Genomic DNA, 19,981 nt, shown 5'->3' on the forward strand with positions numbered 1-19,981 from the left:
ACCGACCAGTAGGAAACCGCACGGTAACACCCCGTTGACCCTATTCAACGATTCCGTTCCGCCATTCGGAGCAAAGGAATTGCGCAACCTGGGGTGTATTCGCCGTGCCCGGAAAACTGGAGGGTCGGCGTGGGCGTCCGGACTAACGCACCCTCATTTCCCGGCGCGGGTGCGCTCCGGGAGACCGGCAGGCTCTACTCACTCGGCCTCGACGTCGTCCGCCTGACTTTCCGGCGGCCGTTCCAGGCCCGCGAGCTGATCCAGCAGTTCTGGTTCATCGCGAGTGTCTCGATCCTGCCGACGGCGCTGGTCGCGATCCCGTTCGGCGCGGTGATCGCGCTGCACATCGGGTCGCTGACCGCGCAGATCGGCGCGCAGTCCTTCACCGGCGCGGCCAGTGTGCTCGCGATCATCCAGCAGGCCAGCCCGATCGTGACCGCGCTGCTGATCGCGGGGGCGGGCGGGTCGGCGATGTGCGCGGACCTCGGCTCCCGCACGATCCGCGAGGAGATCGACGCGATGGAGGTGCTCGGGGTCTCCCCGATCCAGCGCCTGATCGTGCCGAGGGTGCTCGCCGCGATGGGGGTCGCCGCATTCCTCAATGGAATGGTCAGTGTGGTCGGCGTCCTCGGCGGTTATTTTTTCAACGTCATCATGCAGAATGGGACACCGGGTGCGTATCTGGCCAGTTTCTCCGCGCTCGCGCAACTGCCGGACCTCTGGATCAGCGAGATCAAGGCGGTCATCTTCGGTTTCGTCGCGGCGATCGTCGCTTCCTATCGCGGGCTCAATCCGAAAGGCGGCCCGAAAGGCGTCGGTGACGCGGTGAACCAATCCGTGGTGATCACGTTCCTCCTCTTGTTCCTGTTGAACCTGGTGCTGACGACGCTTTACCTGCAGCTCGTCCCGGCGAAGGGCAGCTGATGGTCACGACGACTTCACCGACGCGGACGGCACGGGTCCGCGAAGCCGTGGACCGCCGGTTCGGCTTCCTGGACACGCTCGGCGACCAGATCCTCTTCTTCCTCAAGGCGCTCGCCTGGGTCCCCCGCGCGCTCCACCGCTACCTCCGCGAGATCACCCGCTTGCTGGCCGAAGTCAGCTTCGGCAGCGGGGCGCTCGCGGTCATCGGCGGCACGATCGGCGTGATGATCGGGATGACCGTGTTCACCGGCACGGTCGTCGGGCTCCAGGGTTACTCGGCGCTCAACCAGGTCGGCACGTCGGCGTTCGCCGGATTCGTGTCCGCGTACTTCAACACGCGCGAAATCGCCCCGCTCGTCGCGGGACTGGCGCTTTCCGCCACCGTCGGCTGCGGCTTCACCGCGCAGCTGGGGGCGATGCGGATCTCCGAGGAGATCGACGCGCTCGAAGTGATGGGCATCCCCAGCGTCCCGTACCTGGTGACCACCCGGATCATCGCGGGCTTCCTCGCGGTCATCCCGTTGTACGCGATCGGCCTGCTGACCTCGTATCTCGCGTCGCGCCAGATCACCGTCTGGTTCTACGGCCAGTCCGCGGGCACCTACGACCACTACTTCCTGCTGTTCCTGCCACCCGGCGACGTGCTCTGGTCGTTCGGCAAGGTGCTGGTGTTCAGCGTCGTGATCGTGCTCGCCCACTGCTACTACGGTTTCCGCGCGAGCGGCGGCCCGGCGGGGGTCGGGGTCGCCGTCGGACGCGGGGTGCGGACGGCGATCGTGGCGGTCAGCGTGCTGGACTTCTTCCTCAGCCTCGCGATCTGGGGCGCGACCACGACGGTGCAGGTGGCCGGATGAGCCGGCGCGGGCTGCGCAAGGCCGGGGTCAGGACAGCGGGGGTGCTGTTCCTCGTGGTGATGTCCGCGCTCGTGCTGCTGTCGATCAAGATCTACCGCAAGGATTTCGTCGAATCCGTGCCGGTGACGCTGCAGGCGGACCGGGTCGGCAACCAGTTGCGCACGGGCGGTCAGGTCAAGGCGCGCGGTGTGGTGGTCGGCGAGATCCGCGACGTCCGCGCGACTCCGGGCGGCGCGGAGATCGACCTGGCGATGGAGCCCGGCAAGGTCTCCCAGCTGCCGAAGAACGTGTCCGCGCTGCTCGTGCCGAAGACGCTGTTCGGCGAGCGGTACGTGCAACTGTCCATTCCGGACGGATCGGCGGCGGCGCCGCTGGCCTCGGGCGACGTGATCACCCAGGACCGGTCGGCCAACGCGATCGAACTGGAACGCGTCTTCGACAATCTGTTGCCGCTGCTCAAGGCGGTGCAGCCGCAGAAGCTCGCCACCACCTTGACCACGGTCGCCACCGCGCTGGAGGGCCGCGGCGACCAGATCGGCGACACCCTGGCCACCGCGGCCGCGTATCTGAAGGACTTCAACCCGAACCTCCCGGCGCTGAACGACAACATCCGTGACCTCGCGACGGTTTCGCGGCTGTACGGCGACATCGCGCCGGATCTGCTGGACGCGCTCAGCGCCTCGGCGGTCACCCTCGACACCCTTCACGAGAAACGCGCCGAGCTGGCGACCGTGTACCAGCAGGTGACGTCGTCCTCCCAGCACGTCACGACGTTCCTCGCGAACAACCGCGCCAACATCATCGCGCTCGCGGCCGACAGCCGGGCCCCGCTCGAAGTCGCCGCGAAGTACTCGCCGAGTTTCGCCTGCACGCTGGACGCGCTGGCCAAGCTGAAACCACAGATGGACAAGGTGCTGGGGGCGGGCACCGACGAACCCGGCCTGCATGTGGAGATCACCGTCACCCAGCCCCGCGGCAAGTACGTGCCGGGCAAGGACGACCCGGTCTACAACGCCACCGGCGAGCCGCGCTGCTACCCGGCGAACGGCCTGATGAACCCGGGGATCGAAGTGAGCGGCGACGGCGCGAAACCGGTCGCGGACGGCGACCTCGGCCCGGCGAACTCGCCACAGGAACGGGAACTGATCTCCACGCTGGTGGCTCCGTCGATCGGCGTCCCGGCCGCACAGGTCCCCGCCTGGGGCAGCGTGCTCGTCGGCCCGCTCTACCGGGGTACGGAGGTGACCCTGCGATGAGGAACTTCGTGAGCCCGCTGATCAAGGGGCTGATCTTCGTCGTCGTCACGACACTGGCGACGGTGCTGCTGGCGGTGTCCATCACCAACACCGGCCTCGGCGACACCAGGACCTACAGCGCCAAGTTCCTCGACGCGACGTCGCTGAACGTCGGCGACGACGTACGGATCTCCGGGGTGCGGGTCGGCCAGATCGAGGAACTGGAGATCGCCGACCACAGCCTGGCCAGGGTCAGGTTCACCCTCGACTCCCAGCGACGGCTGCCCGCCGACGTGACCGCGGTGATCAAGTACCGCAACATGGTGGGCCAGCGCTACATCGCGCTGGAACGCGGCAAGGGCGCCGCCGGGGTGCTGGAGCCCGGGGCGGAGATCCCGCTGGAGCGCACGACTCCCGCGCTGGACCTCACGGAACTCTTCAACGGGTTCAAACCGCTGTTCCAGGCCTTGTCCCCCAAGGACGTCAACCAGCTTTCCGGCGAGATCGTCCAGGTGCTGCAGGGCGAGGGCGGTACGGTGGAAAGCCTGCTGGCGCACACGGGTTCGCTGACCACCACGCTCGCGGGCCGCGACAAGGTGATCGGCGACGTGATCACGAACCTGGACACGGTGCTGAAGACCATCAACGGCAAGGGTGACGCACTGTCCACTTTGGTCTCCACCCTGCGCGAACTGGTCTCCGGCCTGGCCGGTGACCGCGCCGAGATCGGCGAGGCGGTCTCCGGGCTCGCGGGCCTCACCACCGCCACGGCCGGACTGCTGGAACAGGGCAGGAAGCCGCTCAAGGACAGCATCCACGGACTCGGCCTGCTGTCCGGCCAGCTGACCACCGAAAGCGGGAAGGCCGAGGTCGAGCAGTTCCTCACCGTGCTCCCGGGGAAGCTGAACGAATTGGGGCGGATCAGCTCCTATGGATCGTGGATGAACTTCTACCTGTGCTCGGCCATCCTCCGGAGCGACCCTCCCCGCGGGGTCCCGGCGACGGCGGAGAGGTGCACGTCGTGAAACCCTTCAAGGAGCGGAACCCGATCGTCATCGGTCTCGTCGGCAGCGCCGTCGCGGCCGGGCTGCTGGTCGCGACGCTCAACTACGAGAACCTGCCGATCATCGGCTCCGGAACCACCTACCAGGCCGAATTCTCCGAAGCGGCCGGGTTGCAGGCCGACGACGAGGTCCGCATCGCCGGGATCAAGGTCGGCGAGGTGAGCGACGTCGCGCTGGCCGAAGACCACGTGGTGGTCAGCTTCCGGGTCAAGGACGCGTGGGTCGGTGACCGGACCGCCGCCGAGATCAAGATCAAGACCCTGCTGGGCAGGAAGTTCCTGGCGCTGCGCCCGACCGGCGAGGCCGTGCAGAACCCGAAGCAGGTCATCCCCCGCACCCGCACCGTGACGCCCTACGACGTCACCGAGGCGTTCAACGGACTGGCCGACACCGCGGGCGCGATCGACACCGACCAGCTCGCGGAAAGCTTCACCACGCTCAGCGACACGTTCAAGAACTCGCCCGAGCACATCCGCAAGGCACTCGACGGGCTCACGTCGCTGTCGAAGACCGTGTCCTCCAGGGACAACGAACTCGCCAGCCTGCTGTCCAACGCACACGGTCTCACGACGACACTCGCGAACTCGAACGAAGACTTCGCCAAGCTCCTCTCGGACGGCAACCTCCTGCTGACCGAACTGGACAACCGGCGGCAGGCGATCCACGACCTGCTCACCGGCTCGCAGGAACTCGCCAAGCAGCTTTCCGGCCTGGTGAAGGACAACAAGGACCAGCTCGGCGGCGTCCTCAGCCAGCTCGGAGAGGTGACCGACATCCTTCAGCGGCAGAACGACAACCTCGCCAAGAGCCTCGACCTCGCCGCGCCGTACTTCCGCGTGGTGAACAACACCGTCGGCAACGGGCGCTGGGTGGACAGCTACCTGTGCGGGCTCATCCCGGAGAACCGGGATCCCTGCACCCCGCCGATGCCGGGAGGTCGTCGATGACCAGCAGATTCCTCACCCTGGCACTGGTACTCGCGCTGGCCGTCGTCGGCGGCCTCTGGTGGATCTTCTCCGGCAGCGGGCTCGACCGCGTCACGGTGTACTTCTCGCGCGCCGTCGGTGTCTACAGTGGATCGGACGTGCGGGTGCTCGGCGTCCGGGTCGGCCAGGTCGAATCGGTGAACCCGCGCGGGGAACAGGTCGAGGTCGTGCTGACCGTCGACGGTTCGACGCCGATCGCGGCCGACACGAACGTCCTCGTCGTCGCCCCGAGTGTGGTGGCCGACCGGTACGTCCAGTTCACCAAGCTCACCCGCACCGGGAACCGGCTGGACGACGGCGCGGTGATCCCGGTCGAGCGCACCGGGACGCCGGTGGAACTCGACCAGCTCTACTCCAGCCTCGACACCCTCGCCAAGGCGCTCGGCCCCCAGGGCGCGAACGCCGACGGCGCGCTCTCCGAACTGCTGCGCACCGGCGCGAAGAACCTGCAGGGCAACGGCAAGCCGTTCAACGAGTCCGTGCGCAACTTCGCCGAACTCGCCAGGACCCTGTCCGGGAACTCGGAGAACCTGTTCGCCACCGTCGACGAACTGCAGCGGTTCACCTCGATGCTGGCGACCAACGACCGGAACGTCAGCGAGATCAACCGGCAGCTCGCCTCGGTGACCGGCACGCTGGCGAGCAACAAGGAGGAGCTCTCCCGCGCGCTCAACGGCCTCGGCGGCGCGCTGGCGGAGATCCAGCAGTTCATCCGGGACAACCGGGCGCTGATCAAGTCCAATGTGGACAAGCTCAGGGTGACGACCGGGACGCTGGTCGACAAGCGTGCCGCGCTGGCGGAGACCCTCGACACCCTTCCGCTGGCGGTGACGAACGTGCTCGAAGCCATCGACCCGAAGACCGGGAAGCTGCAGGGGCGCGGCAACCTGCTCGACTACGCGCCGCTTCCGCTGCCGGTCGCCGGCGACACCTACACCGGGGGGCGCTGATGGCCGCGAAACGGGCGATCGCCGTGTTCTCCGTGTGCTGCCTCGCGCTCACCGGCTGCTCCTCCGATTTCAAGGGCGTCTACGACCTGCCGCTTCCGGGCGGCGCGGACATCGGCGACCATCCGTACCGGGTGACCGTGCAGTTCGCCGACGTCCTCGATCTGGTCCCGCAGGCCGCGGTGAAGGTCGGCGATGTCCCGGTCGGCCGGGTCGAGACGATCCGGCTCGGCGACGACGGCTGGACGGCCGAAACGGTCCTGGCGGTCAACGGCGACGTCCACCTGCCCGCCAACGCCCTCGCACGGCTGAGGCAATCCAGCCTGCTCGGCGAGAAGTTCATCGAGCTGGCGCCGAGCGCGGCGAAGGCGGAAGGCAGGCTCGGTGACGGCGCGGTGATCCCCGTCTCGAGCACGAACCGCAACCCGGAGTTCGAAGAGGTCTTCGGCGCGCTTTCCCTGCTGCTCAACGGCGGCGGGATCGGCCAGCTGCAGACCATCAACCGCGAACTGTCGAAGGTGATGGACGGCAACGAGGAGGAGATCCGCTCGTTCCTGTCCACTGTGGAGAAGCTGGTGTCCAGCCTGGACTCGCACCGGTCCGAAATCACCTCGGCGCTCGACGGGCTCAACCGGCTGTCGGCGACGCTGGCCAACCGGAAGAAGCAGGTCGAAGGCGCGCTCACCGACCTCACCCCGGGCCTCAAGAGCCTTTCGGAGCAGCGCACCCAGCTGGTCTCGATGCTCCAGGCACTGGACCGGCTTTCCGGTGTCGGCGTCGACGTGATCAAGAAGAGCCGGGACGACCTCGTCGCCGATCTGACCGCGCTCGCGCCGATCCTCAAACGGCTGGCCGACGCCGGCGAGAGCCTGCCGCGGTCGCTGGAGATCCTGCCGACGTTCCCGTTCACCGACGCCGTCCTCGACGGGATCAAAGGCGACTACCTGAACGTCTACGCCACGCTCATCCCCGGTCCGGGCGTCGAGCTTCCTCCCCCGGGCGAAGGTGTCCCGCCGGGACTCCCGACCTTGCCGCTACCGTCGTCCGGAGGTAGCTGATGCTCACCACCCGTGTCCGGATCCAGGTGCTCGCGTTCGTCATCATCGCGCTGGCCACGACGGCGTTCGTCGGCGCCAACTACGCGGGACTCGACCGGCTCTTCGGGGCCACCGGGTACACCGTGAAACTCGCGCTGACCGACGGCGGGGGCCTGTTCACCAACGGCGAGGTGACCTATCGCGGCGTCGCCGTCGGCCGGGTCGGGGAACTGCGGCTCACCGACCGCGGGATGGAGGCGGATCTGCTGATCGACGACGACGCGCCACCGATCCCGGCCAACTCCCGCGCGGTCGTGGCGAACCGGTCGGCGGTCGGCGAGCAGTTCGTCGACCTGCAGCCGCGTACCGGCGACGGGCCGTTCCTCGCCGACGGTTCGGTCATCCCGCGGGAGGCGACGACCGTTCCGCTTCCGGTGCAGCATCTGCTGACCGATCTGGACTCGCTGACCGCGTCCGTGCCGACCGAGGATCTGCGGACCGTGGTCGACGAACTCGACAACGCCCTGCGTGGTTCCGGCGCGAACCTCCAGGTGCTGCTCGACACCACCACCGACTTCACCAAACAGGCGGCGAACCACCTGCCGCAGACGGAGAAACTGCTCACGGACGGTTCGACCGTGCTGAAGACACAGGTGGACTCGTCGCAGGCGTGGCGGCAGTTCAGCGACAACGCCAAGCAGTTCGCCGAACAACTGTCGCGTTCGGACGGTGACCTCCGCAAGCTGATCGCGACCGCGCCCGGCGCGGCGACCCAGCTTTCCGGGCTGCTGCGGGACAACGAGCCGGGACTGCCGATCCTGCTGGCGAACCTGCTCACCACATCACACGTGTTCTCCGCGCGCACCGACGGCCTCCAGCAGTTGCTGATCAACACCCCGAAGGCGGTGTCCGCGGTCGACGCGGCGATCGACGGCGAATCCGGGAAGATCGGCCTGGCACTGACCTTCTTCGATCCGATGCCGTGCACCAAGGGCTACGAAGGCACGGACATCCGCAGCAGCAGGGAACTCGCACCACTGTCGTTCAACACCGGCGCCGCGTGCACGCTCGAAAAGGGCAACCCGAGTTCGGTCCGCGGCTCGCAGAACGCGCCGAAGGGCGGCGTCCCGCCCGCCGCCGTTCCCGGCGGGTTCGGCGCCGACGGCCAGCCGACGTCCACCAGCCTCGAGGAGATGTTGTGGCTGCGCAACTGAAGATCGCGATCGCCGTGTTCGCCGCGGCCTGCGCGTTCGCCGGCTGGGCCGGGTACACCTGGTTCACCGCGACGAACTCCGAGGCCGTGACCTATGGGAACTCACGCGACGAGGCACTGAAGTCCGGGCGTGAACTCGTCGCCCGGCTGACCAGCCTCGACCACCACCGGATCGACCAGGGCATCGCCGACTGGCTCGCCGCGTCGACCGGCCCGCTGCGTGATCAGCTGGGCAAGACCGACGATGCGACGAAGCAGGCGCTGACCAAGGACGCGACGGTGTCGACCGGCAAGGTGCTCGACGCGGCGATCAGTGAACTGGACGACCACGCGGGAACGGCCAAGATGCTGGCCTCGGTCGAGATCACCCTGGCCCGGGAAGGCGCCGCGCCGACGACCAAGCGCAACCGGTTCGCCGCCGGGCTGACCAGGACCGCCGAAGGCTGGCGGCTCAGCGCGCTCGACCAGCTCCCGGTGGGTGCGCGATGACCGCCACGGCCGACACCGACGCCCATGCCGAACCCGCGACCGAGCCGGAGGTCACGGCCGAATCCGAACCCACCCCCGACGAGACCGCCGAAGAGACCACCGGGAAGCCGTCCCGGCGGCCGAAGCCGCCGCTGATCCTGCTGGTCGCGGCGGCGGTGCTGGTGGCGGCGGGAGTGTGGTTCACCCTGGAGGCGAGGTCGATCTCGGCGGCGCCGTCGGCGGCCAACACCGCGCTCACCGACGTCGGCGCGACAGCCGAGGTGAACTCCGCGGTGACGGTGGCGCTCAACAAGATCTTCTCCTATTCCTATGACCGGACCGACAACACCGAAAAGGCGGCCGCTTCGGCGCTGAGAGGTAAGGCGCTGGAGTCGTACAACCAGCTGTTCGCCCAAGTCAGGGAAAAGGCTCCAGCGCAGAAACTGGTCCTCACCACCCGCGTCTCCTCATCCGCCGTCCAGGAACTCGGCGACGGTAAAGCCCGGCTGCTGGTATTCCTCGATCAAGCGGCGACGCGGGCCGACAACAATTCTTCGACGACGGCCGCCGCGCAGCTTTCGGTCACCGCCGAACGCGAAGGCGACAGCTGGGTCATCACCGACCTCATTCCCCGGTGACAAACCGGTCGTTCCTCATTTAGTCCGCGGTACAAAACAGGAGAGAAAACGAGGAGAAACCCATGTTCGGTCGAACGCGCCCGAAAACCGCCCGACGCCGTCTCGGTACCGTTGTCGCACTCACGTCGGCGCTCGCCATGGCCGGCAGCCTCGCCGCCACCCCCGCCCTCGCGGACGACCCGGTGGAGATCCCGGTGTCCTACACCGTCACCGGGAAGACCACGGTGAAGAAGACCGGCGGCACCCTCGACCTCGGCCCCGGCCAGCTCGACGGCGCCCTCGTCATCGACGGTGACAACGTCGGCATCCGGGGCAATCTGTCCCTGCCGCCCTCGACCGCGAACATCTCGCTGGTCTCGGGTGTCTTCAAGATCAAGGCCAGGGTCCGGATCGAGCCGACCGGCCCGGTCACCGGCACGCTGGCCAACGGCGACCTGACCACCCGTTCGCAGGCGAACATGCTGATCGACAACATCGTGGTCGGCCTGTTCTGGCCGGTCATCCCGCTGCCGACGGTGCCGAACGCCTGCAAGACGGTCACCCCGCTGGACCTGACCCTGGTGTCGAAGAACGTCGACCTGTTCGCGCCGACCATCCCGTCGTCGGGGACCTTCACCATCCCGGCGTTCAAGGACTGCTTCATCAACGACCTCGCGCTCGGGTCGCTGATCTCCGGTCCGGACAACACGATCAACCTGAGCCTGAAGTCCAACCTCTGACGCTGCCCAGTCTCGTGAGTGGTAATGACGGTTAGAACCGTCATTACCACTCACGAGACCGACCTCGACGCCTCAGCAGAAGTACGGCGCGTTCGGGTCCACCAGAGCGACCCCGGTGCTGTCACCTGCGGAAACCGCGTAGACCGGGGTGCAGACGCCGGAGAACTTCCAGAAGTCCGTCGGCGGTTCCGTGCTGGTGTCCCGGCTTTCCTGCTTCACGTTGGAGCCCCAGGCGAAGACGCTTCCGTCGGACTTCAGCGCGACGTTGTGGTTGAAGCCGGCGTCGATGGCGACGACGCCGGACTGCGCTTCCGGCGGAACCGTCGCCTGGCCGTAGAAGTTGTCACCCCACGCGATGACGCCGCCGTTCTTCAGCGCGATGCTGTGCCGGAACCCGGCGGAGATCGCCGAGACCCCGGAAGTGGCCGCCGCGGGCACCGTGATCTGGCCCTTTCCGTTGCTGCCCCAGGCGATCACGCCGCCGTTCTTGAGCGCGAGCCCGTGGTCGCCGCCCGCCGAGATCGCGGAGACGCCGGACGAAACCGTCGAGGGGACGGCGGTGCGCGAACCCCAGCTCAGCACGCTGCCGTTCGTTTTGAGCGCCAGGTTGAAGTAAGCGCTGGTGGAGATCGCGGTGACACCCGAGGTCGCGGCGGCCGGGACGACGTTCTGGCCGTAGAAACCGTTGCCCCAGGCGATCACGCCGCCGTTCTTGAGCGCCAGTTCATGCGCCCAGCCCGCGGCGATGGCCGAAACCCCGGAAGTGGCCGCGGCCGGGACGTCGGCCTGCTGGTAACTGTTGTTGCCCCAGGCGATCACGCCTCCGTCCTTGAGGGCCAGATGGGTGAGCGCGCCCGCGGAGACCGCGCTGGCGCCGAGTGCCGTAACGGGCACCCCGCCCTGCCCCTGCCCGTAGTCGTTGCTTCCCCACGGCCGCGGTTCGCCGGTTGACGCGGCGTGGGCGGTACCGGAAAGGGAAACCGTGGCGATCATTACGGCAATCGCGGTGGCGGTCACGCTCCGCGTCGTGGATCGTCGATTGACAGAAGCCATGCGGGAAATGTTAACCCGGTTCCGCCGATCGGCGGCTTCTTTGTCATCCACCGACAAACTTCATAATCGAATTCAGCGCCCATTGACAAGAAAGAACGGGTTCCTCACCCACCCCGAAACATGTCGACATGAATACTTGTTACGTACATAACTCGCGGGTAACATCGGTTTACCCCACCACCGAGATAACCCGCTCAAGTCGAGCATATTTGATCAGAAAAATCCGCCGAAAGGCGCATGGGGAAAGCCGTCCGAGACGTAAACTGGATCAAAGGAGATGACAGGTATGTCCCGCAGACTCGGCAAGTTGTCAGCAGGCGTCGCCACCACCGGAATCGTGATGGGCGCGGTCGCCGTGCTCACCGCCGGCACGGCCGCGGCCGCGACCAACTACGCCACCGGCTCCGTCGCTTACATGTGCAACTTCCCTGGCATCGGCCAGCAGCAGCTGGACGTGAAGGCGAACTTCACCGGACCGGACTCGGTCACTTCCGGCGGCACCTTCACCCCGGCGTCCGTCGCCGGCACCGCCACCATCAACGCCACCATCAACGCCCTGCTCAACGCCGCCAACTACGACGGCGTCCGCGGCAAGGCGAACATGCCGGTCACGGTCACCAACGCCACTCCTGCTTCGGCGACGGTGACCAACCTCAACGTTCCGACCCAGATCAACCCGTACGTGCCGGGGCCGAGGACGTTCAACATCGTCCAGGACGCGGGCACCGGCGTTCCGACGTTCACCGCCGGCGCACCCGGCTCGGCGACCGCCTCGCTCGGCACCACGATCAACGCGCCGCTGGACTTCCACAAGAAGGACGGCAGCTGGACCACGTGGAACTTCAACTGCACCGTGAAGAACACCAACCCGGCGCAGAACCGCGCGTTCAGCCCGGCGATCCCGATCACCTGATGAACCACCCGTGCGGGGCGGGGACGCCCGCCCCGCACGGTCTCCACCGCAGGACTCGAGAGGACACCGTATGACGCAGCAGGTTCGCCGGGCACTCGGGAGACTTCCCGTTCTGGCGGGGGTGATCCTGCTGGCCGGGGTCAGCGGCACACTGTCCTCTTCGGCGGCGACCGATCCGGCCACCCCGCCACCGGCGCCGTCGCAGGGCGCCTCGGCCGCGCACCTGAGTCTCGCGAACACCTGCGTCTTCCCCGATCCGGCAGGCCGTCGACCGGTCACAGTGGACACCAAGGCCACCTTGCCGAAGGTCGTCCAAACCGGAAAACCGGTACAGGTCAAGGACTTTTCGCTCACCTTTACCATCGGCGAAGGAACACTCGGCGCCGTCACCGAGGTCGCGGGTGGCGCGACCGTCGAGCTCACGGCCGCGAACGGGGACAAGAAGACCCCGATCCCCGTGACGATGACGATCCCGGCGACCAAGGTGCCCGCCACCGGCGAACTGAAATTGGTCGCGACGGGCAAGGTCCCCGAGATCCAGCTCAAGGTGCCGGGTGAACTTCGGCTGAGCACCGGCGTGCCCTCGCTCGCGCTGACCGCCGCCGAAACCCCGCTCGCGCCGATCACCTGCACCCAGGACCCGGATCAGGACACACTGCTCGGCAGCGTCGCCTTGCTGCCGCTCGGGAAACCAAAACCGCAGTCCGGCAAACCGGGTGAGCAGAAGAAGCCCGGCGCCGAGGCCCGGGCCGCGGAGAGCCCTGAAGACGGGGATCTGTTCCCGATCGCGCTGCAGCCGTTCGAACTGCAGGGCACCTCGACGGTCAGCAAGCTCGGCGCGTTCGCCCGGCTGAAGCCGGCGTTCATGGTCAACGCGGTGTGGCATGTGGACCTGGAGAACACCGAGGGGCCGGGCAAGATCACCGGCACCGTCATCATGCCGCCGAGCCGGATGACCTTCCTCGGGTTCGGCTTCGTCCCGGTCAGCGCGACCATGGAGCTGTTGCCGGAGGACTACGCGACCGGCAACCACATCATCGACGTCGACGGTGTGTCGATCCCGGAGCCGGAGGGCAGCTCGACCGTCCTCACCCCGCTCAAGGTCTACGGGAAGTTGAGCGAGGTCACCGTCAACGGCGTCAGCCTCGATGTCGGCGACCACTGCTTCACCGCCGAGCCGATCAAGATCAACCTTCGCGGGGAGAAGTACGGGATGTTCACCGGCGGCGTCGTGCGCACCGATCCGAAGTGGCCGGACCCCGCCTACCGGGAGTTCACCCTGCCCCCGCTCTCCGGCTGTGGCGTGAAGGAAGACCTCGACTCGCTGCTGAGCGGAATGGCGTCCGGGCCGGGGAACCAGGCCTGTGTCGGGATCAACCAGGTCGGCCTGCCCTGGGACGCCGAACGCAAGTGCCCCAACGTGGATCCGCCGGTGGCACGCCGCTGAACGTCTCGGCGGAGGGCCGTGACCTCGCGAGTAGTCGACTACTCGCGAGTCTGCGCCGCGTCGAGTGCTTTCAGGAGGAGCACGTACGACTCGTCCTCCCCGACACCGGTCGTGTCGAGCCGGATCGCGTGCGGACGCCTGGCCAGATACTCGTCAAGGTGACCGCGGATCCTGGCGACCAGGTCGGATTCGGAATCTTCCAGCATCGCCTGGAGCTGTGCCTCGACATCATTGGCCGGCCGCTTGCCACGTAGCCGTCGACGATGCTCGCGGGCGTCGATGAGGAGGGCCACTTCGAGGTACGTGGCCCCGGCCCCGAGGGCCGCATTCTCGAAGGCCGGATCCGGATCGCGGTCGTCGACGGTCACCAGTTGCGGAAGTATCACGTCGTGTCCCTGGCGCAGGTGCCGCACGACCAACTCCCGGCCGTGGCCCCGGGCCATCTCCAAGGCCGCGAAGAAGTCCTGCCTCCACCCGCCGATGAACCCCGCCAGTGCATCCAGATCGAGCGCGAGCGTTCCCGGGTTCTCGTCGGCGTAGCGGCGGGCAAGAGTCGACTTTCCCACGCCTGAGGGACCATTGAGGTGGATCAGACGGGCCATGACGTGACCCTACATCGCCGGCCACACAAGGTTCACCTGTGCGACTAAGACCCGCTCGGCGTCCACTGTGGACTCTTACGCGGTGACGGCAGCACCTCCGGCAGCGTGTATCCCTCTGGTGACCCGGCGGGCGGGGCGCCCGCCCGCAGCGCGAGTTCCATCTCGAACCGGGCTCCCGGATCACGCAGATACTCGCCGAACGTGGCCTGCAGCTGCCGCATGCGGTAGCGCACAGTCTGCGGATGGACCTGGAGCCGCTCGGCGATGTCGACGACGTTGCCCTGACTGTCGAGCCAGGCCCGCAGGGTCTCGAGGAGCCGCTCTTGCTGTTTCCCGGTCATCCCGGCGAGCGGGGCGAACAGGCGGTCGCGCAGCTGGCAGGTCAGCGCGGTGTCGCCGTTCACGAGCAGGGTGGCGAGGTGTTCTTCCGCGCGGATCACGCGGCGGGCCTCGATGATCCCGCGTTCGGAGAGACGCAGGGCGTCGCGCGCCCAGCGGAGGGAATCGGCGACGGAGTCCAGCTGACGGCACGGGCCGATCGACAGCCGGTAGTCCGGGAGCGCGGCCTGCAGGGTGGCCAGGCGGGCACCGGAGATCTCGCCGGGAACGAGCAGACGCGGCTCCGCGCAGTCGAGTTCGGCCAGGACGTCCGAATCCACCGCGTTGTGCCGCCGGGGTCTGACCGTGGCGTTGAGCGGGTGCAGCATGACCGGCGTCGCGCGTTCGGGCACCGTCCAGCCGGTCAGCTGCGCGAGTTCCGCGATCGCCTTCGACGGCGCGGGCGGGGTTTCCAGCACCAGGTGCAGCAGTTTCCGGCGCCAGGTGTCCAAGGCTCCCGCGGTGCGCGCCTTCGCTTCGAGGTAGCCGTCCAGCGCGACGGACGCGAGTTCGTCCATGAACGCGAGCATCGCGTCGGCCAGTTGCGACATCACCGCGGACGAGAGCCCGCTGCGGCGGCCGACGCGCATGATGCGCCGCCACGAGACGCGGGCACCGACCCGGTAGGCCGACTGGAGGGTGTCGAGACTGCGGCCTTCCCGCATCTCGTTCTGCCCGAGCCGGTGATGGACCTCGTGGGACTGTTCCTTCGAGACGCTGGGGTCCGCGATCTGGGCGACGAACAGCGTGATCGCGTATTCGACGCCCGCGCGGATCGACTTGCCGTAGGGCCCGTCGAGCGGGCGCGCGTACGCGGGAATGGTCGCCCGGATCTCGTCGACGATCTCGTTGGCGAGACTGCCCAGTTCCGGTCGCAAAATGTCGGCCAGCTTGCGCGGCAGTGCTGCGGGAGGCTGCGCAGCGTGTTCGATTCCGCGCTCCACCGACATCGCAGCTCCTTTGCTCCGCCCAGCGTCCTGACATCCCACGATCGTCGTGAGGTGACAACGAACACATCGCGGAGCCGCTCGTGAATGTGTCACCTTCCGCAGAAGAAACCGTTTTCTTGTCATCATCGTGACAAAATCACGGGTCACCCCTGAATTTTGATGACAAATGCCCGGCAATCGCCTCGCGCGGTACGTACGAACGGCCGAAGGGGATGCGACGGTGACGGAGCGTCACTGCTTTCCGGTGAGCAATTCCCCGAGTACTTCGAGCACGGGCTCCAGCACGCGGACCCGCGTGCCCACGCATTCGGTGATTCCCGCGCCGACGACCTCGAAGCCGCTCAGCCCGCGAAGCGTCGCCACCAGACGCTCGATCGTCAAGCCGCCGGGCTCCGGACAGTTCAGCCCGTCGAACTCGCCGGGATCGAGGACGTCGAGGTCGAGGTGGACGTAGATCTTGTCCGATCCGGACAGTCCGGCCGCGACGTCTGCGGTTTCGACGACCAGCCCGCGATCGACCGCCGCGCGCTCGGCCTCGTCGAAGGCCCTGGCCCCGGCGAGGACCACACGGCCGGGTTCGACCGGCGGGTCCGCGGCGAACTCCGGGTCGCCCTCGCCGAGCAGTGACCGCAGCACCATGCCGTGGAAGGCCCCGGAGGGCGACGTCTCCGCGGTGTTGAGATCCGGGTGCGCGTCGAACCAGGCGACGCCGAGCCCGGGGCCGAACCGGTAGCGCGCGACCCCGATCGGCACGAGTTCGACACCGCAGTCCCCGCCGATGGTGAGCACCGGCCCGCCCGGCGCCTCCAGCGCGGCGAGCTGGGCGGCGCGGTTCGGGCCGGTGAGCACCTCGCGGTTGGCGATCCCGTCGGCCACGGGCGAGGTCTCGCGGGTTTGCAGGATGTAGTGCACCGGCACGCCCAGCACGTGACCGGCCAGTTCGGCGAGCGCGACGCAGCCTTCGGGCAACTCCGGCGCGCGCTCGGTCAGCGCGCCCTGAAACTGGGGTACGGCGTTGATCAGCACCCGGTCCAGGCTAGCGGCTGAAGGGCCCTTTCCCCGCATAAGACGCGACGAAAGGGCCCTTCACCGCGTGGCATGCGGTGAAGGGCCCTTTCAGCTCACGTCACTCCAGGACCAGCAGCAGGTCCCCGCCTTCCACCTGCTGGACGGCGTTGATCGCGCGCCGGGACACCTTGCCGCCCACGGACGCGGTGATCGACGCCTCCATCTTCATCGCCTCGATGGTCGCGACCGTCGCCCCGGCCTCGACCTCGTCGCCCTCGGACACCTGCAGCGTGACCACGCCGGCGAACGGCGCGGCGATCTGCCGGGCGTCGGACTTGTCGGCCTTCTCCGTCGCCGGGATGTCGGACGCGATGGAGGTGTCGCGGACCTGGATCGGGCGCAGCTGGCCGTTGAGCGTGGACATCACCGTGCGCACGCCGCGCTCGTCGGCCTCGCCGATGGCCTCCAGCTCGATCAGCAGCCGGACACCCTGTTCCAGGTCGACCGAGTACTCCTCGCCCGGGCGCAGCCCGTAGAAGAAGTCCTTCGACGGCAGCACCGAGGTGTCGCCGTACTGCTCGCGGTGCGCCTCGAAGTCCTTCGTGGGCCCGGGGAACAGCAGCCGGTTCAGCGTGGCGCGCCGGTTCTCGGCCAGCCCCTTGCGGTCCTCTTCGGACAGTTCCTGCACCGGCTTCGGCTCCGCGCGGCCTTCGAGGGCCTTGGTGCGGAACGGCTCCGGCCAGCCGCCGGGCGGGTCGCCCAGCTCGCCCCGCAGGAAGCCGATCACCGAATCCGGGATGTCGAACTTGTTCGGCTCCGCCTCGAAGTCCTCCGGCGAAACACCCGCGCCGACAAGGTGCAGCGCGAGGTCACCGACCACTTTGGACGAAGGCGTGACCTTCACCAGGTGACCGAGGATCCGGTCCGCGGCCGCGTACATCGCCTCGATGTCCTCGAACCGCTCGCCGAGGCCGAGCGCGATCGCCTGCGTGCGCAGGTTCGACAGCTGGCCGCCCGGGATCTCGTGGTGGTACACGCGCCCGGTCGGCGAGGCGAGTCCCGCCTCGAACGGCGCGTAGATCTTGCGCACGCTCTCCCAGTACGGCTCCAGGTCGCCGATGGCCTGCAGATCCAGTCCGGTCGGCCGCTCCGAGTGGTCGGTGGCGGCGACGAGCGCCGACAGCGACGGCTGCGACGTCGTCCCCGCCATGGACGCCACGGCACCGTCCACGGCGTCCGCGCCCGCCTGGATCGCGGCGAGGTAGGTGGCCAGCTGGCCACCGGCCGTGTCATGGGTGTGGATATGCACCGGAAGGTCGAATTCCTTGCGCAGCGCGGAAACCAGCCGCGCCGCCGCCGGTGCCCGCAGCAGGCCCGCCATATCCTTGATGGCCAGGACGTGTGCCCCCGCGCCGACGATCTGCTCCGCCAGCTTGAGGTAGTAGTCCAGGGTGTACAGCTTCTCGGCCGGATCCGACAGATCCGAGGTGTAGCAGAGCGCGACCTCGGCGACGGCGGATCCGGTCTCGCGGACGGCCTCGATCGCCGGGCGCATCTGCTCGACGTCGTTGAGGGCGTCGAAGATCCGGAAGATGTCGATGCCGGTCGCCGTCGCCTCCTCGACGAAGGCGTGGGTCACCTCGGTGGGATACGGCGTGTAGCCGACGGTGTTGCGGCCGCGCAGCAGCATCTGCAGGCAGATGTTCGGCACCGCTTCCCGCAGTTTCGCCAGCCGCTCCCACGGGTCCTCGGCGAGGAACCGCAGTGCGACGTCGTAGGTCGCGCCGCCCCAGCACTCCAGCGAAAGCAGTTGCGGCGTGGTCCGGGCGACGACCGGCGCGACGGCGAGCAGGTCCTTGGTCCGCACGCGGGTGGCGAGCAGCGACTGGTGCGCGTCGCGGAACGTGGTGTCGGTGACCCCGATGGTCGGCGACTCCCGCAGCCAGCGGGCGAAGCCCTCCGGACCGAGTTCGGTGAGCTTCTGCTTCGAGCCGGGCGCCGGTTCGAGGTCCTTGGGCAGCTTCGGCAGTTTGACCTGAGGGTCGAGGGTGCGCGGACGCTCGCCGTGCGGCTTGTTGACCGTCTTGTCGGCGAGGTAGGTCAGCAGCCTGGTCCCGCGGTCGGCCGAATGGCGCGCGGTGAGCAGATGCGGGCGCTCCTCGATGAACGACGTCGTGACGCGGCCTTCGCGGAAGTCCGGGTCGTCGAGGACGGCCTGCAGGAACGGGATGTTCGTGGCCACCCCGCGGATCCGGAACTCGGCGACGGCGCGGCGGGCGCGACCGACGGCGGTCTTGAAGTCGCGGCCGCGGCAGCTGAGCTTCACCAGCAGCGAGTCGAAGTGCGCGCTGATCTCGGTGCCGGCGAACGCCGTCCCGCCGTCGAGACGGATCCCGGAACCGCCGGGCGAGCGGTACGCGCTGATCATGCCGGTGTCCGGGCGGAACCCGTTGGCGGGATCCTCGGTGGTGATGCGGCACTGCAGGGCGGCGCCGCGCAGGTACACCTTGTCCTGCGACAGCCCGAGGTCGTCGAGTGTCTCGCCGGAGGCGATGCGCAGCTGCGACTGGACGAGGTCGACGTCGGTGACCTCCTCGGTCACCGTGTGCTCGACCTGGATCCGCGGGTTCATCTCGATGAAGACGTGGTTGCCGTCCTTGTCGAGCAGGAACTCGACGGTGCCGGCGTTGCGGTAGCCGATCTGGCGGGCGAACTTCACCGCGTCGGCGCAGATCCGGTCGCGCAGCTCCGACGGCAGGTTCGGCGCCGGGGCCAGCTCGATGACCTTCTGGTGGCGCCGCTGGACCGAGCAGTCGCGCTCGTAGAGGTGGATCACGTTGCCCTGGCCGTCGGCGAGGATCTGGACCTCGATGTGGCGCGGCTCGACGACGGCCTTCTCGATGAACACCGTCGGGTCGCCGAAGGCCGACTCGGCCTCGCGTGCGGCGGCCTCGATGGACTCGCGCAGCTGCGCGGGATCGCCGACGCGGCGCATCCCTCGCCCGCCACCGCCGGCGACGGCCTTCACGAAGACCGGGAAGCCGATCTCCTCGGCCGCGGCCACCAGCGCGTCGACGTCGGAGGACGGTTCGGAGGAGCCCAGCACCGGCACCCCGGCCTCGCGGGCGGCCTTGACCGCGCGGGCCTTGTTGCCGGTCAGCTCGAGGATGTCGGCGCTCGGCCCGACGAAGGTGATGCCTTCTTCCTCGCACGCGCGCGCGAGGTCGGGGTTCTCGGAGAGGAAGCCGTAGCCGGGGTAAACGGCGTCCGCTCCCGCCTTCTTGGCGGCCGCCACGATCTCCTCGACCGACAGATAGGCCCGCACCGGATGACCGGGTTCGCCGATCTCGTAGGCCTCGTCGGCCTTCAGCCGGTGGAGCGAATTGCGGTCTTCGTGCGGGAACACAGCCACCGTGCCCGCGCCGAGCTCGAATCCGGCGCGGAACGCGCGGATGGCGATCTCACCCCGGTTGGCGACCAGTACCTTGCGGAACATGCCGGTCCTTCCCATCATCGGATCGGTAGGTGAGGCACGTTACCTGTTC

The 19,981-nt window shown here is 68.2% G+C and carries 18 protein-coding genes; 13 read left to right on the top strand and 5 right to left on the bottom strand.

All coding sequences use genetic code 11. The annotated features are described in order from the left end of the window. Window positions 1-129 precede the first annotated feature (129 nt). The 11 genes from SD37_RS29855 to SD37_RS29905 all read left to right on the top strand — a co-directional run bounded on the left by SD37_RS29855 (window position 130) and on the right by SD37_RS29905 (window position 10,085). Window positions 130-924 carry an MlaE family ABC transporter permease gene (locus tag SD37_RS29855; RefSeq protein ID WP_037311541.1) on the top strand — a complete coding sequence of 265 codons (795 nt, stop codon included), beginning with the start codon at window positions 130-132 and terminating at the stop codon, window positions 922-924. Further along, window positions 924-1,778, top strand: coding sequence for an MlaE family ABC transporter permease (locus SD37_RS29860; RefSeq protein ID WP_037311434.1), 855 nt, complete (start codon window positions 924-926; stop codon window positions 1,776-1,778). The genes SD37_RS29855 and SD37_RS29860 overlap by 1 nt, the downstream gene beginning before the upstream one ends. Beyond that, a complete protein-coding gene (locus SD37_RS29865) occupies window positions 1,775-3,034 on the top strand; it encodes an MCE family protein (protein ID WP_044855454.1) in 1,260 nt (419 codons plus the stop codon). The genes SD37_RS29860 and SD37_RS29865 overlap by 4 nt, the downstream gene beginning before the upstream one ends. Next, entirely contained in the window at window positions 3,031-4,038 is a 1,008-nt protein-coding gene (locus SD37_RS29870; RefSeq protein ID WP_044855455.1) for an MCE family protein, read from the top strand. Before SD37_RS29865 ends, SD37_RS29870 begins: the two co-directional genes overlap by 4 nt. After that, on the top strand, window positions 4,035-5,024 hold the full coding sequence (locus SD37_RS29875; RefSeq protein ID WP_044855595.1) for an MCE family protein: 990 nt from the start codon (window positions 4,035-4,037) through the stop codon (window positions 5,022-5,024). Before SD37_RS29870 ends, SD37_RS29875 begins: the two co-directional genes overlap by 4 nt. Further along, a complete protein-coding gene (locus SD37_RS29880) occupies window positions 5,021-6,013 on the top strand; it encodes an MCE family protein (protein WP_044855456.1) in 993 nt (330 codons plus the stop codon). The genes SD37_RS29875 and SD37_RS29880 overlap by 4 nt, the downstream gene beginning before the upstream one ends. Then, a complete protein-coding gene (locus SD37_RS29885; RefSeq protein WP_044855457.1) occupies window positions 6,013-7,068 on the top strand; it encodes an MCE family protein in 1,056 nt (351 codons plus the stop codon). The genes SD37_RS29880 and SD37_RS29885 overlap by 1 nt, the downstream gene beginning before the upstream one ends. Next, the gene (locus SD37_RS29890; protein ID WP_044855458.1) at window positions 7,068-8,261 is read left to right on the top strand and encodes an MCE family protein; all 1,194 of its coding nucleotides are present in this window, start codon (window positions 7,068-7,070) and stop codon (window positions 8,259-8,261) included. Before SD37_RS29885 ends, SD37_RS29890 begins: the two co-directional genes overlap by 1 nt. Continuing rightward, on the top strand, window positions 8,246-8,749 hold the full coding sequence (locus SD37_RS29895; RefSeq protein ID WP_044855459.1) for a hypothetical protein: 504 nt from the start codon (window positions 8,246-8,248) through the stop codon (window positions 8,747-8,749). Before SD37_RS29890 ends, SD37_RS29895 begins: the two co-directional genes overlap by 16 nt. Further along, a complete protein-coding gene (locus SD37_RS29900; RefSeq protein WP_044855460.1) occupies window positions 8,746-9,366 on the top strand; it encodes a hypothetical protein in 621 nt (206 codons plus the stop codon). Before SD37_RS29895 ends, SD37_RS29900 begins: the two co-directional genes overlap by 4 nt. 62 nt (window positions 9,367-9,428) lie before the next feature. Next, window positions 9,429-10,085, top strand: a complete 657-nt coding sequence (locus SD37_RS29905) for a hypothetical protein (protein WP_044855461.1) — start codon at window positions 9,429-9,431, stop codon at window positions 10,083-10,085. Window positions 10,086-10,157: 72 nt separating this feature from the next. Here SD37_RS29905 and SD37_RS29910 read toward each other — a convergent pair whose 3' ends face one another. Next, window positions 10,158-11,078: an RCC1 domain-containing protein gene (locus tag SD37_RS29910; protein WP_044855462.1), complete on the bottom strand. Its 921-nt coding sequence runs from the start codon at window positions 11,076-11,078 to the stop codon at window positions 10,158-10,160. Window positions 11,079-11,424: 346 nt separating this feature from the next. On the opposite strand from SD37_RS29910, the gene SD37_RS29915 reads away from it, so the two are divergent. Continuing rightward, window positions 11,425-12,051 (top strand): DUF6801 domain-containing protein, encoded by a 627-nt coding sequence (locus tag SD37_RS29915; protein ID WP_044855463.1) that lies wholly within the window; start codon window positions 11,425-11,427, stop codon window positions 12,049-12,051. Window positions 12,052-12,121: 70 nt separating this feature from the next. Then, window positions 12,122-13,498 carry a DUF6801 domain-containing protein gene (locus SD37_RS29920; RefSeq protein WP_044855464.1) on the top strand — a complete coding sequence of 459 codons (1,377 nt, stop codon included), beginning with the start codon at window positions 12,122-12,124 and terminating at the stop codon, window positions 13,496-13,498. A gap of 38 nt (window positions 13,499-13,536) precedes the next feature. Here the strand turns inward: SD37_RS29920 and SD37_RS29925 are convergent, their stop codons facing one another. The 4 genes from SD37_RS29925 to SD37_RS29940 form a co-directional block, all read right to left on the bottom strand. Beyond that, window positions 13,537-14,100, bottom strand: a complete 564-nt coding sequence (locus SD37_RS29925) for a P-loop nucleotide/nucleoside kinase family protein (protein WP_052675126.1) — start codon at window positions 14,098-14,100, stop codon at window positions 13,537-13,539. A gap of 44 nt (window positions 14,101-14,144) precedes the next feature. Beyond that, window positions 14,145-15,428 (bottom strand): PucR family transcriptional regulator, encoded by a 1,284-nt coding sequence (locus SD37_RS29930; RefSeq protein ID WP_044855465.1) that lies wholly within the window; start codon window positions 15,426-15,428, stop codon window positions 14,145-14,147. Window positions 15,429-15,659: 231 nt separating this feature from the next. Continuing rightward, a complete protein-coding gene (locus tag SD37_RS29935; RefSeq protein ID WP_044855466.1) occupies window positions 15,660-16,454 on the bottom strand; it encodes an arginase family protein in 795 nt (264 codons plus the stop codon). 100 nt (window positions 16,455-16,554) lie between these two features. Beyond that, window positions 16,555-19,932: a pyruvate carboxylase gene (locus SD37_RS29940; RefSeq protein WP_044855467.1), complete on the bottom strand. Its 3,378-nt coding sequence runs from the start codon at window positions 19,930-19,932 to the stop codon at window positions 16,555-16,557. Window positions 19,933-19,981 lie beyond the last annotated feature (49 nt).

Origin of the sequence: Amycolatopsis orientalis, assembly GCF_000943515.2 — a bacterium.
In the GTDB taxonomy this organism is placed as follows: domain Bacteria; phylum Actinomycetota; class Actinomycetes; order Mycobacteriales; family Pseudonocardiaceae; genus Amycolatopsis; species Amycolatopsis orientalis.